This is a genomic window from Sphingomonas phyllosphaerae (genome assembly GCF_029623345.1).
Taxonomy (GTDB): domain Bacteria; phylum Pseudomonadota; class Alphaproteobacteria; order Sphingomonadales; family Sphingomonadaceae; genus Sphingomonas; species Sphingomonas phyllosphaerae_C.
Genome location: NZ_JAPYKH010000016.1, coordinates 51,409 through 68,201, shown reverse-complemented (window position 1 = coordinate 68,201; position 16,793 = coordinate 51,409). Strand labels below are relative to the sequence as shown.

Below are 16,793 nucleotides of genomic sequence, written 5' to 3'. Positions count from 1 at the left end.
GCTCCCGCTTACTTGCCGCGCAGGCCGTCGAACACCTCGGCGAAGCCGGGCTGGTTCTTGTGGTCGATTCCCGAGCGCGCCGCCTCGATCACCAGCGGCTGCGGATGACCGTGCAGCGAGGCAATGATGATCTGCTTGACGACGTGATAGATCGCCCCGTCGGCCGAAATCACCTGCTGAAGCCGGCTGGCGAGCGGGTTGACGATGCCATAAGCCAACAGCACGCCCATGAAGGTGCCGACCAGCGCCGAGCCGATCATCCCGCCCAGCACCGACGGCGGCTTGTCGATCGAGCCCATCGTCTTGACGATGCCGAGCACCGCGGCGACGATGCCGAGCGCGGGCAAGGCGTCGGCGAGGCTCTGGAGCGTGTGGTGCGGACCCTCGACCTCGTGGTGGTGGGTCTTGATGGCGTTGTCCATCACGTCCTCGACCGCATGGACGTCGAGCGTGCCCGACGACACCACGACCAGGCGCAGCGTGTCCGCGATCAGGTTCACCAGCGTGTGGTCCTTGAGCAGCTTCGGATACTCCGCGAAGACGGCGGACGACTTCGGGTCCTCGACGTGCGGCTCGAGCGCGATCGGCCCTTCCATGCGCAGCATCTTCATCAGCTTCGAGACGAGAAAGATGACGTCGAGATAATCCTGCTTCTTGTACTTGGGGCCCTTGAAGACCTTGGCGACGCCGCCGCCCATGGCCTTGAGCTCCTTGCCCGAGTTGCCGATGATCAGCGCGCCCGCGGCGGCGCCGCCGATGATCAGCATCTCGTGCGGGATCGCCTCGAACACGGGGCCGAGCGCACCGCCGGTGATGGCGAAACCGCCAAACACCATGCCGAGAAGGATAACCAGGCCGATACCCGCGAACATGCGATTCCCCGAAGACAGCTAATGTCTAAGGTCGCTGGTTAACCGTGCAGCGGTGGAGAAGTGGTTACCATGCCGATGCTTTGCCGCAGCCCGGACGGTCAGCGTGGCGCCGGGAACACAGCGTGGACGAGTGACGCGGCTCCCTCCAACCAATCCTCCCCCGCAGGCGGAGGTGGCGCCCGCAGCGCGGGAGGGGTGACACGGCCGACAAGTGTCGCTGAGCTTACCACCGGCGACACCCGTCCGTCAGGCCTGCGGCCTGCCACCTCCCCTTACAGGAGAGGATGAGGGCAAAACCGCGATTCGCTCGCGACGCTCAGGCTTTCTCCAGCGTGCATTGCAGCGGATGCTGATTCTGCCGGGCGAAATCGATCACCTGGCTGACCTTGGTCTCGGCGACCTCGTAGCTGAACACGCCGCAGACGCCGACGCCCTTCTGGTGAACGTGGAGCATCACCTGGGTGGCCTGCTCGGTCGACATGCGGAAGAAACGTTGCAGGCAGAGGACGACGAACTCCATCGGCGTGTAATCGTCGTTGAGCATCAGCACGCGATAGGGCGTGGGCTTCTTGGTACGCGCGCGCGTGCGAGTCGCGACGCCGAGACCGGTCCCGCCGTTCTCCGCGTCATTGTCCTCACCCACCATGCGAGGGTCGACCATCATCGAAAAATCATGCTGCTGCATCGCCACCCGGCGGGATATGGCATCGACTCGGGTGAGGGCAAGCCCGCGGCGCCGGGAATCGGCGCCGAGGCGGTGGGAGCCGAACGCGAGCGGGCGGCCGCGTCGCCGCGACCGCCCGCCAGCCCGCACCACTCGAGGCGGGTTCAAGCCGTGTCAGGCGACCGACTTGATCTTTTCGGCGGCGATCGCGAAGCGGTTCTGCAGCGGCTTGGCAACGTCGCCCGCCAGCTTCAGCGTCGCCTCGGTCGACCGCGAGGCCTCCTTGACCATCGCGTCGAACGCGCCGCGCCAGTAATCGGCTTGGAGCTGCATCAGCTCGGTCGGCGACTTGACGGACGCGAAGGACTGAACCGTGGTGGCGGTGCTGTCGAAGCGCTCGCGCACGAACGCCGCGGCCTCATGACCCATCGCCTCGAGCCCCTGCGCCACGATCCGCCCCGACTCGAGCATCGCCTCAACGTTGCCCTTGCCAAAATCGGCCATGTCCTCGGCCACCTTGCGGCCCTTCTCGAGGGTCGAACGGGCCTGCTCGCCCGTCTTGGCGAACGCCGAACGGGTCTCTTCCTGTGCCTTATCGGCGAACGACGTCATCGTGTCGGTCATCTCGCGTTCCTTCGCTGCGATCGGGGCCGCGGCTTCTGCCGACGGCGTCGGGCCGGCGGTCTGCTCCACCGGTGGCTGGGGCTGACCGGCGGTGTCGTCCGCCGGCAGTGTGGCCGCGTCGACCATCGCCGGCGCGGGTGACGCCGCCACGGCGAGCGCCGGTGCAGCCGTCGAGGAGGCCGCCGCGGCGGCAGGCTGGGAGCGCTTGGGCGCGCGCACGCGCCGGGCCGACGATGTCTCCGCCACGACAGTCTCCGTCGCGGATGGCGCTTCATTCACCATCAGGATCGCTCCTCTTGTTGCACTGCACAATAGTGTCTTTCGTCACGACAAACAAGCTTTTTGTGCGATGCGGCAAACGTGCGGCTGATGCGGTTGATCACGCCGCCGGGGAGGCGCACTAACGTCCGCGATGAACCTCCTGCCACCGCTGCTCCGCCCTCGCCGCCGCGGCATCGCCTCGGTCAATTCGGAGGTGCGCGACGGCATCGTCCCCGCCGGCGACTCGGTGGCGACCACCGCCGACCATGACGGCGGCGAACCGCACAACCCGCGCTATCGCACCGTCGCACTGATCATCGCCTGCGCAATGTTCATGGAAAATCTTGACGCCACGGTGCTCGCCACCGCGCTGCCGACGATGGCGCGCGACTTTGCGGTGCGCGCCCCCGAGATGAGCGTCGCGCTCACCTCCTATCTGGTCGCGCTGGCGATGTTCATCCCTGCCTCCGGCATGGTGGCGGACCGGTACGGCGCCAAGAACGTGTTCCGCGCCGCGATTGGCGTATTCGTGCTCGGCTCGCTCGCCTGCGGCCTCGCGCCGTCGCTGACGACGATGGCGCTGGCGCGCTTCGCACAGGGTATCGGCGGCGCCATGATGATGCCGGTCGGTCGGCTGGTGCTGCTGCGCTCGGTGGCGAAACGCGACATGGTGTCGGCGATGTCGTGGCTGATCATGCCCGCGTTGATCGGTCCGATCGTCGGACCGCCAGTGGGCGGATTCATCGTCGACTATCTCGACTGGCGCTGGATCTTCTGGCTCAACCTGCCGATCGGCGTGATCGGCATCCTGCTGGTCGGGCGCTTCATCGTCGACGTGCGCGAGCCCTCGGTGCATCGCTTCGACTGGCCCGGCTTCCTGCTCTCCGCGGTGGCGCTCGGCTGCCTCCTGTTCGGCTTCGAGCTGGCCAGCCGCCAGGGCGAGGGTACGCTCGCCGCGACGTTGATCGCGGTGGGCACGGGCGCGGCGGCGCTTTACTGGCGCCATGCGGGGCGGTCGGACCATCCAATCCTCGACCTCTCGCTGATGCGCGTGCCGACCTTCCGCCTCTCGGTGCTGGGCGGCTCGCTGACGCGGATCACGCAGGGCGCGCAACCTTTCCTGCTGCCGCTGCTGCTGCAGCTCGCCTTCGGGCTGAGCGCGGCGCAGAGCGGCTCGATGACGCTGGCCACCGCGATCGGCTCGTTCGGGATGAAGGGCGTGGCGCCGCGGCTGCTGCGCCGCTTCGGTTTTCGCACCAGCCTGGTCTGGCTCGGGCTGCTCGCCACGGCCAGCTACGCGACGTGCGGACTGTTCCGCCCGGACTGGCCGCTGCCCGCGATCTTCGCGGTGATGCTGGTGTCGGGTTTCCTGATGTCGTTCCAGTTCACCGCCTACAACACGATCGCCTATGACGAGATCGGCAAGGAGCGGATGAGCGCGGCGACGAGTTTCTACTCGACGTTCCAGCAGCTGATGCTGTCGCTCGGCATCTGCGCGGGAGCGACCGCGCTGCACGTGTCAATGGCGGCGGCGGGGCGCGTGCGACCCGACTTCCCCGACTTCACCGCGGCGTTCTGGACGGTGACCGCGATCTCGTTCGGCGCGCTGTTCGTGAATATGCGCTTTGATCCCAAGGCGGGGGCGGAGATCAGCGGGCGGGGGTGACGTGAGAGGGCAGAGGCCGGCGTCGCTTCCCTTCCCACCCCGGCGCACGCCGGGGTCCAGGTGGAATGGCGGTGGTGAGATCCACCAGCCTTCCCCAACTGGACCCCGGCGTCCGCCGGGGTGGTGCTTGGGGTGGGACGAGCATTCACACCCGTTCCCCGGCGAAGGCCGTGGCCCAGTTGGGCAACGCCGCTGAGTCCCGCCGCTGCTATCCCACCTGGACCCCGGCCTTCGCCGGGGAACAGAAGGTCCAACGGAACAGAAGAGAAGCGGCGCACGCCCCTTCACATCTCCGGCTCGATCCCCCGCTCCAGCCGTCCCCGCGCATAATCGAGCGCGCGGCTGATACCGTCGTCGAGCGCGATCGTCGGGCGCCAGCCGAGCTCGTCGCGGATACGCGACGAGTCGCTGTAGCGCTCCGCCACCCCCACCGGCTTGCCCGCGGTGCCGATCACCGGCGCGTCATAGCCTTCGATCGCGACCATTCGCGCGGCGAGGTCGAGAAAGCGCGTCGGCGTGCCGGTGCCGATGTTGAACGCGCGCGCGTCGCTCGCCCCGCGGCATACCAGCACGCAGGCGTCACAGGCGTCGTCGATATGGACGAAGTCGCGCGTCTGCTCGCCCGAGCCCCAGACGCGGACCGGGTCGCGCCGCGCCGCCACGCGCAGCGCGATCGCGGGGAAGGGATAGACCACGTCCTGGTCCTCGCCATAACCCGAAAAGGGCCGCACCACCCCGACGCTCAACCCGTATTTCTCGTGCGCGATGCGGCCGAGGTACTCGCCGGTCAGCTTGCTCCAGCCATAGGTGTAATCGGGCAGGCCGAGGCGCTTGTCGAAGGAGATATCGTCCTCGCGCAGGGCGCGGCTCTCGCCCGCCTCCTGGAGGTCGATCGGATAGGCCGCGCTCGACGAGGCGTAGAGGATGCGCTCGGGCCGCGCGACCTTGGCGGCCCAGAGGAAGAAGCTGCTGTCGACCGCGAGGTCGATGCCGACCGCGAGCGGGTCGTTGTCGATCACGTTGCGACCGCCGACCACCGAAGCGAGATGATAGACCTCGTCGAAGCGCGGCAGCGGGGCGAGCCCGAGCGATGGCGTCATCCCCAGCTCGGCCTGCGCCACCGCGACGAAATCGGCACGGATCAGCCGCACCTGCTGGTCGAGTCCGAGCAGCTCATGGCGCTGCACCCCGCCCTCCTCGCCGAGCGTGCGGAGCTGCGGCACCTCCCATTCGGCGGGCGGCTTGCCGGTGGAGAGATCGTCGATGATCCACAGCTCATGCCCGCCCTCGCGCGCCAGCCGGGCGACGAGGTGCCGGCCAACGAAGCCGCAACCGCCGGTGATGAGGATGCGCGCCACGATGATCTCCTGAGGTGCCGTGCACCACCCCGGCGTCCGCCGGGGTGGCAGCGATGTCGCGTGGCCGTGCCATCCCCGCCCAGCGCCCGCAACCCTGCCCCTTGTGTTGCCCGAAAGACACACCATCTCCCCCGAAAGAACAACAGGGCGTCACGATGAACCTCGAGAAATTCACTGATCGCGCCAAGGGCTTCCTCCAGTCGGCGCAGACCGTCGCGATCCGCATGAGCCATCAGCAGATCACGCCGGAGCATCTCCTCAAAGCCCTGCTCGAGGACGAGCAGGGTATGGCCGCGGGCCTGATCAAGGCGGCGGGAGGCGATGCGCGTCGCGCGGTCAGCGAGACCGACCTCGCGCTCTCCAAGCTGCCGTCGGTCTCCGGCCCGGGCGCGCAGTCCTCGCCCGGCCTCTCCAACGACGCGGTGCGCGTGCTCGATCAGGCCGAGCAGATTGCGCAGAAGGCGGGGGACAGCTATGTCACGGTCGAGCGGCTGCTCGTCGCGCTGGCGCTGAGCCTCAACACCGCCGCGGGCAAGGCGCTCCAGGCCGCCGGTGCCAAACCCGAGTCGCTCAACCAGGCGATCAATCAGCTGCGCGGCGGCCGCACCGCCGACACGGCCGGCGCGGAGGACCGCTACGACGCGCTCAAGAAGTTCGCGCGCGACCTCACCGAGGCGGCGCGCGCGGGCAAGCTCGACCCCGTGATCGGGCGCGACGAGGAGATCCGCCGCACCATCCAGGTGTTGGCACGCCGCACCAAGAACAACCCGGTCCTGATCGGCGAGCCCGGCGTCGGCAAGACCGCGATCGTCGAGGGACTGGCGCTGCGCATCGCCAACGGCGACGTGCCCGACGGGCTCAAGGACAAGACGCTGATGGCGCTCGACATGGGGTCGCTGATCGCGGGCGCGAAATATCGCGGCGAGTTCGAGGAGCGCCTCAAGGGCGTGATCGACGAGGTGAAAGGCGCCGAGGGTGCGATCATCCTCTTCATCGACGAGATGCACACGCTGATCGGCGCGGGCAAGTCCGAGGGCGCGATGGACGCGGGCAATCTGCTCAAGCCCGCCCTGGCGCGCGGCGAGCTGCATTGCGTCGGCGCCACCACGCTCGACGAATATCGCAAGCACGTCGAGAAGGATCCGGCGCTACAGCGGCGCTTCCAGCCCGTCTTCGTCGGCGAGCCCACGGTCGAGGACACGATCTCGATCCTGCGCGGGCTCAAGGAGAAGTACGAGCTGCATCATGGCGTGCGCATCACCGACGGCGCGCTGGTGTCCGCGGCCACTTTGTCGAACCGCTACATCACCGACCGCTTCCTGCCCGACAAGGCGATCGACCTGATGGACGAGGCCGCCAGCCGCATCCGCATGGAAGTGGAGAGCAAGCCCGAGGAGATCGAGTCGCTCGACCGCCGCATCCTGCGCCTCAAGATCGAGCGCGAGGGATTGAAGCGCGAGACCGATGCCGCCAGCCTCGACCGGCTGGAGACGCTGGAGGACGAGCTCGCCAACCTCGAACAGCAGTCGGCCGAGCTGACCGCGCGCTGGCAGGCCGAGAAGGACAAGATCGCTGGCGAGGCCAGGCTCAAGGAGCAGCTCGACGCCGCGCGGCTCGAGCTGGAGCAGGCGCAGCGACAGGGCGATCTCGCCAAGGCGGGCGAGCTCTCCTACGGGCGCATCCCCGCGCTGGAGAAGCAGCTCGCCGAGGCGGCGGGGGCGACCAAGGGTGCGATGCTGCGCGAGGAGGTCACCGCCGACGACATCGCCGGCGTGGTCAGCCGCTGGACCGGCGTGCCGGTCGACCGCATGCTCGAGGGCGAGCGCGAGAAACTGCTACGCATGGAGGAGGTGCTGGGGAAGCGCGTGATCGGCCAGGCCGAGGCGGTGCGCGCGGTCGCCACCGCGGTGCGGCGCGCGCGCGCGGGGTTGCAGGACCCCAACCGGCCGCTCGGCTCGTTCCTGTTCCTCGGGCCGACCGGCGTCGGCAAGACCGAGCTAACCAAGGCGCTCGCCGAGTTCCTCTTCGACGATTCGTCCGCGATGGTGCGGATCGACATGAGCGAGTTCATGGAGAAGCACGCGGTCGCGCGCCTGATCGGGGCGCCGCCGGGCTATGTCGGCTATGAGGAGGGCGGCGTGCTCACCGAGGCGGTGCGGCGCCGGCCCTATCAGGTGGTGCTGTTCGACGAGGTGGAGAAGGCGCACGGCGACGTCTTCAACGTGCTGCTCCAGGTGCTCGACGACGGCCGGCTGACCGACGGCCAGGGCCGCACGGTCGACTTCTCGAACACGCTGATCATTCTCACCTCGAACCTGGGCAGCCAGTATCTGGCGAACCTCGACGAGGGGCAGGCGGTCGAGGCGGTCGAGCCGCAGGTGATGGAGGTGGTGCGCGCGCACTTCCGGCCGGAATTCCTTAACCGGCTCGACGAGGTGATCCTGTTCCACCGACTGGGCCAGGCGCACATGGGCCCGATCGTCGACATCCAGGTGGCGCGGGTGGCGAAGCTGCTGGCCGACCGCAAGGTGTCGCTGGAGCTGACCGACGCGTCGCGGGCATGGCTCGGGCGGGTCGGCTACGACCCGGTGTACGGTGCGCGGCCGCTCAAGCGGGCGGTGCAGCGCTACCTGCAGGACCCGCTCGCCGAAGCGATCCTCCGTGGCGAGGTGAAGGACGGCGCCATTGTGCGCGTCGACGAGGGCGACGGACGGCTGGTGCTCGACGTGGCGTAAGGAGCCGAGCCTGATCCTGAGGGGGGAGGTTCGGGTAGATCCTCCCCGGTACGGGGAGGGGGACCGCCGCGCGTCAACGCGGTGGTGGAGGGGGCTCTCCTCTCTCGTATTGGCCCGTGAGCGGAGCGCCCCCTCCGTCAGCGCTCCGCGCTGCCACCTCCCCGTGCCGGCGAGGATTGAGAGTCCTTCTCCCACGTCTTCTCGCGCAGATTGAGGTGGCCGAGCTTCCGCCGCGCCAGCCGCGGGCCGAGGAAGCGGTAGAAGTACCAGTCCTTCGCCGCCGCCGGGGTGAGGTGATACAGAAGTCGCTCCGCCAGCGTCCAGCGCACGCGACGCCGGTCCCCGCGCCGGTCTGACGGGACGCACCACAGGTCATAGGGGTAGACCACCCGCCCCTGCTGCACCACGCGCTGCATGATCTCATGGTCCATCAGCACGTACGGCCAGTAGCGCTCGGCATAGCCCCCGGCCGCGATCAACGCGGCTGAGCGGAAGGTCTGGCCGAACCCGCCGGTATGGGTCTGCTTGGGCCACAAGCGGCTCACGACCCGGTTGTGACGTCGCTTGCGCCGCGCTTTCACTGGATCGAGCGGCACGTCAGTCGCCATCGCGGCCACCGCGCGAGGATCAGCGTCGAGCGCCGCCGCGGCGGTCGCGAGATAATGCGAGGGGTAGAAGGTGTCGGCGTCGCCGAACGCGACGAACTCGGTGGTAATCGCCGCCATCGCACGCTCCAGCGCCACGATCTTGCCCGGACGCGACTCGCTGAGATGGACGAGCTCGATGCCGTCGCTCGCGAAGGCGCGCGCGATCGTCGCCGAGGCGTCGGTCGAGCCGTTGTCGACCAGCACCAGCCGGAAGGGCCGCAGTGTCTGCGCCGCCAGGCTGGTGAGCGTGTCGGCGAGATAGGCTTCCTCGTTGTAATAGGCGATGACGAAGGTCCAGCGCATCAGCGCGCCTCCGCCAGCCGCAGCAATGTGCGACACGCCGGCGCGCTCGAGCGCGGCCCGTGCGTCGCCAGCACGTGTGCGCGCGCCGCCCTGCCCATCTCCGCCATGCGCCGCTCGTCGCGCAGCAGCGCCGCCACCAGCGGGCGATAGTCGCGCTCGGTGACACGCAGCCCGCAGGCGTCGGGCAGCACGTCGGCGCCGATCCGGTCGGCGAAGGCCACCACCGGCCTGCCGCACGCCATCGCCTCGGGGATGGCGCGCGGGAAATAGTCGCGCCGCCCGGCATGAAAGAACAACCCGGTCTGCGCCAGCAGATCTGGGATGCGCGCGTGCGGCACGTGGCCGAGCCAGTCGATCGCGGGATAGCGCCGCTTCATCACCGCCTCTTGCGGACCCCCGCCTGCCACCGCAACGCGGTGCTGACGCGACAGCGCACCCACTTCGGCGAAGCTCTTCCATCGCGTCACCCGGCTGACCGAGAGCAGGTCCCAGGCGCGCTCGGCCACCTGGGGCCGGAACAGCTCTGTGTCGATCGTCTTGGGCAGCCGCTCCATCCGCTCGCGCGGGATCGCGCGGCGCAGCCAGCCGCCGGCCGCCAGCGCCTCCTCCTGCACCGCGCTCTCGGTGAGCAGCAGGTGGGCGTGTGGTACCAGCCGGCTCCAGTAATCGCCGCCGATGATCAGCGCGAAGCGCCGCCGATCGGGGCGCAGGCAGCGCTCGTAGAGGCGATAGCCCGCGCCACCGTTGGTACCGATCAGCACGAACAGATCGGCCGGATCCGCGCGCGCCGCCGCCACCATCGCGTCGCTGTAATGATCGCGCGACTTCGCCCCCCCGCCGCTGCGCGCGTACAGCCGGATCGTGTAGGGCAACCCGATCGGCGCCGCCGGGCGATGCTCGGCGGTCGCCTCGGCGACGCCCCACAACTCGACATCCACCCCCATCGCGGCTAACAGCGCGGGCATCCGACGGTCGCGATTGTCCCATCGCAGCCACTCCGCCGGATCGGCGACGCCGTGGTAGGTCGGATAGGTGAGGACGAAGATGATGCGTGTCATGGGCCCGGGTCGCATGCCCGTACCAGTGCCGACGTGCGCTGCCTAGGTTGAGGCCCGTGAACGATTTCCCCGCTTCCTCCCGCCCTGCCGACCGCCCCTTCGACGACGCCGGCCCGCGCGTCTCGTGCCTGATGGTCACCGCCGACCGGCGCCAGTTGACCGAACGCTCGGTCGATTGCTTCCTGGCGCAAACCTATCCCAACCGCGAGCTGGTGATCGTTGACGACGGCAGCGAGGATTATGCCCCGATCCTCGCGCGCATCCCCGCCGACCGGCTGATCCACCATCGCCTCCCCAAGAATCCGGCGACGACGCTCGGCGAGCTGCGCAACCTCTCGCTCGATCTCGCACGCGGCGAACTGATGGCGCATTGGGACGACGACGATTGGTTCGCGCCGCAGCGGCTGGCGCGCTCGGTCGCGACGCTCGGCGACAAGGCCGCGGTGTGGGCCGAGGCGACGCTGATGCACCTCGACGATCCCGCCTGGCTCGATCGGCCTTATCTCAGCTGGTTCAAGGGGGGCGCGCCGAGCACGATCGTCCACCGTCGCCGCGACGACATCCGCTACCCCAAGGAGCGTAAGGGCGAGGACAGCACCTTCCGCGACGCCTGGCTGCGGCTCGGCACGGCGTTGATCCCGCGCGCCGAGGCGCATCTGCTGATCCGCTGCTTCCACGGCAGCAACACCTGGGACCGCGGCCATTTCGAGCGACGGCTGGCGCTGCGCCCGGCTCAGATCGTCGAGTGGAAGCTGCGCCAGTGGACCGGCACCACCGCAGGCTATTCCGCGTTCCGGCTGACCCCCGAGCAGCGTGCCGCGTTCGACGCCTATGTCGCGCAGTCGCGCGCACTGGGATTGTTTTGAGCGAGGCGGACGCGCCGCCCGCCGGCGGCTGGCGGGCGTGGGGCGAGCGGCCGTGGGTGCGCCGGCTCGGCTGGGTCGCGCGCGTGCTGTTCTTCGCCGGCATGGTCACCTGGATGGTGCTCAAGGTGAACGCGATCGGCTGGGGCCAGGTGGCGCGGTCGCTACCGACCAATCCGCTGTTCTACCTGCTGTTCGTCGTCACCTTCCTGGTGCTCCCCGCCTCCGAGATCGTGGTGTTCCGCACCATCTTCGCGCGCCCGCTACCCGGCGCCTTCCCGGTGCTGGTGCGCAAGCGCATCCTCAACAGCGCGCTGGTCGGCTATTCCGGCGAGCTCTACCTGTTCGTGTGGCTGCGCCGCGTGATCGGGCTGCGCAGCAAGACGATCGCGATCGGGCTCAAGGACAATGCGATCCTCTCGGCGGTGTCGTCGGGGCTGGTGACGCTGCTGCTGCTGCTCGGCTTCGCCGCGGCGGGCAACGGGCGGCGCATCGCGGCGTGGCTCGATCCGGGGCCGGCGCTGCTGATCGCGGGCGGCGTCGGCGCGGTGTTCCTGGTACCGCTGCTGTTCCGCCTGCGCCGCCAGCTGATCGCGATGCCGCTGCCGCTCGCCGCGCGCGTGCTGGCGATCCACGTGGCGCGGATCGCGGGCGTGGTGCTGCTCCAGGCGACGCAATGGGCGGTGGTGCTGCCGCAGGAACCGTGGAGCGTGTGGCTGGTGTTCCTCACCGCGCAGATGGTGATCTCGCGACTGCCGATCGTCCCCAACCGCGACCTGCTGTTCCTCAGCGCCGCGCTGGAGATGAGCGGCACGATCAACGGCCCGCGCGAGGCGATGGCCGGGCTGCTGCTCGCCGGCGGCGCGCTGACGCAGGGGAGCAACCTGGTATTCTACCTGCTGACCGCGTTGTGGAAGCAGCCGGAGGTGGAGAGCCGCGAGGCATTGGCGGCGGAGGAAGAGGAGCCCGCGCAAAGCCCCTCCCTGTTGGGGACGTCGGACTGAACGTCATCTCCTCACGCCGCGTCTTGCGCAGCGGCCACCATCGACCCCTCCCTTCCACACAGGGAATCGTTGCGACGTTGCTTAACTCGCGGGTTACGCCATCGGGTTCCGGCGAAAGCCGCAACCCAGGGCCGAGCAAAACAACGCCACTTGGTACTTGCGGTCCTGGGCTCCTGCCGCCGCAGGAGCACAAGAGACGACGTCACCGCGCCACCGCCGCCACCTCGGCCGGCGTCCACCCCCCACCCATCGCCTGGTACAGCGCGACATAGCTCGTCAGCCGGTCGGCGCGCGCCTGCACCAGCGACAGCTCGGCGGTGAGCAAGGTGCGCTGCGCGTCGAGCTGCTCGAGATAGGCCGAATAGCCAGCGCGGTAGCGGTTGGTCGCATTCTCCAACGCGCCGCGCGACGCCGCCGCCTGCGCCGCCAGCGCGTCGGCCTGCTCACCCGTGCGGCGCACCCCAACGAGCGCGTCGTCCACCTCGCGGAACGCCACCAGCGCGGCGCGGCGATAAGCGTAGGCGGCCTGGTCGCGCCGCGCGGTGGCGACGCGCTCCTGCGCGCGCAGCCGCCCGCCGTCGAAGATCGGCCCCAGCACGCTTGCGCCGAGCGAGAAGATCACCTCGGGCTGCGCCAGCGCGGTGGAGAGGACGAGGTTGCCCGCACCCGTCAGCGACAGGTTGGGCAGCATCGCCGCGCGCTGGCTGTCGAGCGTGCGGTCTGCCGCCACCAGCGTCTGCTCGGCCTGGAAGAGGTCGGGGCGGCGGCGCAGCAGCTGCGCGGGTAGCCCGCCCGGCAGCGGCGGCGTCGTCAGCCGGTCGAGCGCGAGCCCGCGCGCCACCACGCGTGGCGAGTCGCCGGTCAGCAGCGCCAGCGCATTCTCCTGCCGCGCGATCGCCAGCTCGGCGGCGGGGACGAGCTGTTGCGTGCCCGCATATTCCGCCTGCGCCTGACGGTACTCGAGCCGCGACGCATAACCCGTCTCATAGCGCCGCCGCGCGATCCGCAACGCCTCGGCGCGCGCCGCCAGTGTCTCGCGCGCGATCGCCAGCCGCTGGTCGAGCGCGCGCAGTGTGACATAGCTCGAGGCGGCCGTGGCGGTGGTGGCGAGCCGCACCGTGTCGCGCGCCGCCGCGGTGGCGAGCAGCTGCGCGCGCGCGGCGCGGCTCGACTGGCGCAGCCGCCCGAACAGGTCGAGGTCGTAGCTGAGCTGGACGCCGGGCTGCACCGCCGCCGAGCGCGCGGTGGTGCCGAGCGCGCTGATCGACTGGCCCTGCGTCTCGGGCACGGTGCCGCCGAGCTGGGGCAGCAGCTGCGCGCGCGCCAGCGCCTCGGCGGCGCGCGCCTCCTCGACCCGCGCGGCGGCGGCGAGCACGTCGAGGTTGTTGGCCAGCGCGCGCTCGACCAGCGCGGTGAGCACCGGGTCGCCGAAACCCTGCCACCAGGCGGCGCTCACCGGCGAGGCGTCGGGCGTGGTCAGTGCGCTGCGCCACGCCGGCGGCGGCGTGACGGTGGCGTCGGGCGGCGCGGGGTGGCGGGGCCCGGGGAGCGCGCAGCCGGCGAGGAGGAGCGGGAGAAGAAGCGCGTAGAGGATACGGGGAGCGCAGCGACGCATCGGCGGTACGCTGGTGAAGCCTGAGCCCTTCTTCGCACGCCCGCCGTCACCCCGGACTTGGTCCGCGGTCCACCCGCCCGCACGTTCGCAGGCCGCTGAATGTGCGGGACCGTGGATCCCGGAACACGTCCGGGATGACGGAAGAGCGTGGGTTGACGGCGGCGGCCAGCAACCAGCACTCGCGACAATACTGCAGCCAGCGTCGCCGACGTGCGCACCGACTCCATGCGGGCCACCGACCCTCATCGCGGCGCCGGCGTGCCGGCGGTGTCGACCCGCGCCTGCACCGACATGCCCGGGCGCAGCCGCGCCGCCAGCGCCTGCCCGGGATCGATCCGAATCCGTACCGCGATCCGCTGCGGCACCTTGGTGAAATTGCCCGTGGCATTGTCCGACTTGAGCACCGCGAACTCGCTTCCTGCCGCGGGCGAGATCCGCTCGACCCGGCCCGCCAGTCGCGCGTTGGCGAGCGCGTCGACGGTGAAGCTGGCGCGCTGGCCCACCGCGATCCGCGCGGTCTGCGCCTCCTTGTAGTTGGCGATGACCCAAGTCTCGGCCGGCACCAGGAACATCAGCTGCGATCCCGCGGTGACATATTGGCCGACCCGCACCCCCACCTCGCTCAGTCGCCCCGCCTCCGGCGCGCGGATCACGGTATTGGCGAGGTCGATCCGCGCCAGCCGCAACGCCGCCTGCGCGCCCGACACGCCCGCCTCCTGCCCGCTGCGACCGACCGCGACGGTGCGGATGTCCTGTCGCGCGATCTCGCGCGCGGCCTGCGCCTGCTGGAGCTGCGCCTGCGCCTGGCGCAGCGTGGCGAGCGTCTGGTCGCGCTCGCGCAACGAGACCGAGCCATCGGTGACGAGGTCGTTGACGCGGTTCATGTCCGCCTCGGCACGCAGCAATTGCGCGCGCGCATTCGCCAACGCCGCTTCCTGCCCGCCGAAGCTGGCCTGACGGCTCGCCGCGGCCTGGACGCTGTTGGCCAGCGTCGCCTGCGCATTCTCGACCTGCGCCTCGGCCTGCTCGACGCGCTGCGCGTAGATTCGCCGATCGACCACCACCAGCGGCTGCCCGGCGCGAACATTCTCGAAGTCGCGCACCAGCACCTGCTCGACATAGCCCGACACCTGCGGCGCGATCACCGTGGTGCGGCCGCGGACATAAGCGTTGTCGGTCGACTCATAGTCACTGGTGAACGGCCACATCCGCCACGCCGCCAGCACCGCCAGCACCCCCGCGACCGCGAGCAAGGTGATCAGCAGCGTGGCGGTGCGCGACAGCCGCGGCGGACGCCAGCCCGAGCCCACCGGCGCCGCGGAGCTGGCGGCGGCGCGCTCCTCGGCGGCGCGCTCCTCGGTCACAGGTCCGGCAGCGACAGGCGATCGGGTGTCGGTCATGCGATACTCTGACGGCGCGCGCGCCATTCGCGGCGCAGCAGGAGGAACAACAGGTACACGAAGGTGAGCGCAGCGAGCACCGCGATCAGCCGGAACAGATCGTCATAGGCGAGCACATTGGCCTCGCGCGTCGCCGCCTGCGACAGCAAGGCGCCGCCCTCGGCGGAGCGCAGCCCGGTGTCCCCGACCACGCGCGCCACGCCGCTCGCCCCCGCGGCGAGCCGCGCCTGCACCTGCGGGTCGGTCGGGTCGATCGCCTGCACCAAAGCGGCGCTGTTCGCCTTCTCACGGACGATTTGATAGGTGCCGAGGATCGCGGTTCCGGCCAGGCTGCCGATCGAGTTGAGCACGCCGAACAGCGCGATGAAGCTGATCACGTGACCGGCCCCCTGCTGCAATGCGCGCGTCATGCCGAACAGCAGCGAAGGGCCGAGGAAGAACGCGCCCGCGAAGGCGATCGTCGCTTGGGTAAGATACAATTGCGGCGCGCGCGTCAGGCTCGTCGCGGACGAATCGACCCAGGCCGCCACTGCCACCAGCCCGATCGCGAGCATCACCGGATGCGCCAGTCTCTCGACGTTCAGCGTCACCGCGCTGGCGACGAAGCCCGCCACGGTGGCGAGGAAGATGATCGTGAAGAAGGTGCCCAGCTGGTCGTTGTTCTGCCCCAGCACGGTGAGCAGCCCGACCGCGCCATAGGTCTGTTCGGATAGCACGATCCGCGCCATCAGCGTCACCACCGCGAAGCGCAGGATGTCGGCGCTGCCGAGCCAGCGCGTGTTGATCAGCGGGTTGGCGCGGTGATGCTCGATCACCAAGGCGGCGGCGAGCATCGGGATGGCGGCGAGCAGCGCCCAGCCGATCCAGCGGGCCTCGGTCCACCACACGTACCGTCCCAGCCCGAGCACCGCGGCGAACAGGGCCATCGCCCCGGCGTAGAGCGCGAAGGTGACGAAATCGAGCTTCTCGAACGCGGGCTGGCGCGTGGTGGGCGGCAGCCGGAACACCGTCACCGCGGCGAGGCTCAGCGCGGCGAGCCCGAGCTCGAACAGATATAGCGTGCGCCACTGGCTCATCGCCAGCAGCTCGGGGGAGAACAGCCGCGCCAGCGGGGTGGCGCATTGCGGCACGCCGATGCCGAGCACGATCGCGCGCAGCCGCCAGTTCGCGGGCACCGCCTGCATGAAATAATAGAGCGCGAAAGTGGAGAGCGGCGCCGCCGCCAGCCCGCTCGCCGCGCGCACCACGATCGCCGAGGCGAAACCGTGGACGAACAGATGCGCGAAGGTCACCGCGACATAGATGCCGATGAACAGCATCGCGAACGGGCGCAGCCCGAATTGCTGCCGGAACTTGATCAGCAGCAGGTTGATGCTGACGTTGGTCATCACATAGACCGTCGGCAGCCACCCGATCTCGGACGGGTCGAGCCCCAGCGCGCCCGCCAGCGTCGTCGTGTTCGCCGCCACCAGCGCGTTGCCGAACCCGCCGGTGAGCCCCACCAGGGTGCCGACCAGCGCATAGGTGAGGCGACGGCGCCGCGGATGCTCGGGCGACCCCGGCGAGCCGGGCATGACCGGACGCTCGTGCGGAGCGAACTCCCAGCGTTCCTCGCTAACGAAGTCGCGCAGCCGCGTCAGCACCGCCATGGCGTCGTCTCGTTCACCCCTCTCGCGGCCCGTCACCGGCCGGTAACGGTTAGGACGAACCGGGCGTCGGCAAG

13 protein-coding genes are annotated in these 16,793 nt (G+C 69.9%); 4 read left to right on the top strand and 9 right to left on the bottom strand.

Annotated features, from left to right (window positions below):
* Window positions 1-8: 8 nt before the first annotated feature.
* The 3 genes from motA to QBJ89_RS14795 form a co-directional block, all read right to left on the bottom strand.
* A complete protein-coding gene (motA, locus tag QBJ89_RS14805; protein ID WP_277981242.1) occupies window positions 9-872 on the bottom strand; it encodes a flagellar motor stator protein MotA in 864 nt (287 codons plus the stop codon).
* Window positions 873-1,188: 316 nt separating this feature from the next.
* A complete protein-coding gene (gene clpS, locus QBJ89_RS14800) occupies window positions 1,189-1,536 on the bottom strand; it encodes an ATP-dependent Clp protease adapter ClpS (RefSeq protein ID WP_431522546.1) in 348 nt (115 codons plus the stop codon).
* A 174-nt stretch (window positions 1,537-1,710) separates the two neighbouring features.
* Entirely contained in the window at window positions 1,711-2,442 is a 732-nt protein-coding gene (locus QBJ89_RS14795; protein ID WP_277981241.1) for a phasin family protein, read from the bottom strand.
* 130 nt (window positions 2,443-2,572) lie between these two features.
* Between QBJ89_RS14795 and QBJ89_RS14790 the strand changes: the two genes are divergently transcribed.
* Window positions 2,573-4,087 carry a DHA2 family efflux MFS transporter permease subunit gene (locus QBJ89_RS14790; RefSeq protein WP_277981240.1) on the top strand — a complete coding sequence of 505 codons (1,515 nt, stop codon included), beginning with the start codon at window positions 2,573-2,575 and terminating at the stop codon, window positions 4,085-4,087.
* A gap of 284 nt (window positions 4,088-4,371) precedes the next feature.
* Here QBJ89_RS14790 and QBJ89_RS14785 read toward each other — a convergent pair whose 3' ends face one another.
* Window positions 4,372-5,445, bottom strand: coding sequence for an NAD-dependent epimerase/dehydratase family protein (locus QBJ89_RS14785; RefSeq protein WP_277981239.1), 1,074 nt, complete (start codon window positions 5,443-5,445; stop codon window positions 4,372-4,374).
* A gap of 155 nt (window positions 5,446-5,600) precedes the next feature.
* Here QBJ89_RS14785 and clpB point away from each other — a divergent pair, with 155 nt between their 5' ends.
* Entirely contained in the window at window positions 5,601-8,180 is a 2,580-nt protein-coding gene (clpB, locus tag QBJ89_RS14780; RefSeq protein ID WP_277981238.1) for an ATP-dependent chaperone ClpB, read from the top strand.
* Window positions 8,181-8,317: 137 nt separating this feature from the next.
* On the opposite strand, the gene QBJ89_RS14775 is transcribed toward clpB, so the two are convergent.
* Window positions 8,318-9,130, bottom strand: coding sequence for a glycosyltransferase family 2 protein (locus QBJ89_RS14775; protein WP_277981237.1), 813 nt, complete (start codon window positions 9,128-9,130; stop codon window positions 8,318-8,320).
* Entirely contained in the window at window positions 9,130-10,188 is a 1,059-nt protein-coding gene (locus QBJ89_RS14770; RefSeq protein WP_277981236.1) for a glycosyltransferase family 4 protein, read from the bottom strand. The genes QBJ89_RS14775 and QBJ89_RS14770 overlap by 1 nt, the downstream gene beginning before the upstream one ends.
* Window positions 10,189-10,244: 56 nt before the next feature.
* Here QBJ89_RS14770 and QBJ89_RS14765 point away from each other — a divergent pair, with 56 nt between their 5' ends.
* Window positions 10,245-11,054 (top strand): glycosyltransferase family A protein, encoded by an 810-nt coding sequence (locus QBJ89_RS14765; protein ID WP_277981235.1) that lies wholly within the window; start codon window positions 10,245-10,247, stop codon window positions 11,052-11,054.
* Window positions 11,051-12,055 (top strand): hypothetical protein, encoded by a 1,005-nt coding sequence (locus QBJ89_RS14760; RefSeq protein ID WP_277981234.1) that lies wholly within the window; start codon window positions 11,051-11,053, stop codon window positions 12,053-12,055. Before QBJ89_RS14765 ends, QBJ89_RS14760 begins: the two co-directional genes overlap by 4 nt.
* A gap of 202 nt (window positions 12,056-12,257) precedes the next feature.
* On the opposite strand, the gene QBJ89_RS14755 is transcribed toward QBJ89_RS14760, so the two are convergent.
* The 3 genes from QBJ89_RS14755 to QBJ89_RS14745 all read right to left on the bottom strand — a co-directional run bounded on the left by QBJ89_RS14755 (window position 12,258) and on the right by QBJ89_RS14745 (window position 16,719).
* Window positions 12,258-13,670, bottom strand: coding sequence for an efflux transporter outer membrane subunit (locus QBJ89_RS14755; protein ID WP_277981233.1), 1,413 nt, complete (start codon window positions 13,668-13,670; stop codon window positions 12,258-12,260).
* 242 nt (window positions 13,671-13,912) lie between these two features.
* Window positions 13,913-15,070 carry an HlyD family secretion protein gene (locus QBJ89_RS14750; protein ID WP_277981232.1) on the bottom strand — a complete coding sequence of 386 codons (1,158 nt, stop codon included), beginning with the start codon at window positions 15,068-15,070 and terminating at the stop codon, window positions 13,913-13,915.
* On the bottom strand, window positions 15,067-16,719 hold the full coding sequence (locus tag QBJ89_RS14745; protein WP_277981231.1) for an MFS transporter: 1,653 nt from the start codon (window positions 16,717-16,719) through the stop codon (window positions 15,067-15,069). Before QBJ89_RS14745 ends, QBJ89_RS14750 begins: the two co-directional genes overlap by 4 nt.
* Window positions 16,720-16,793 lie beyond the last annotated feature (74 nt).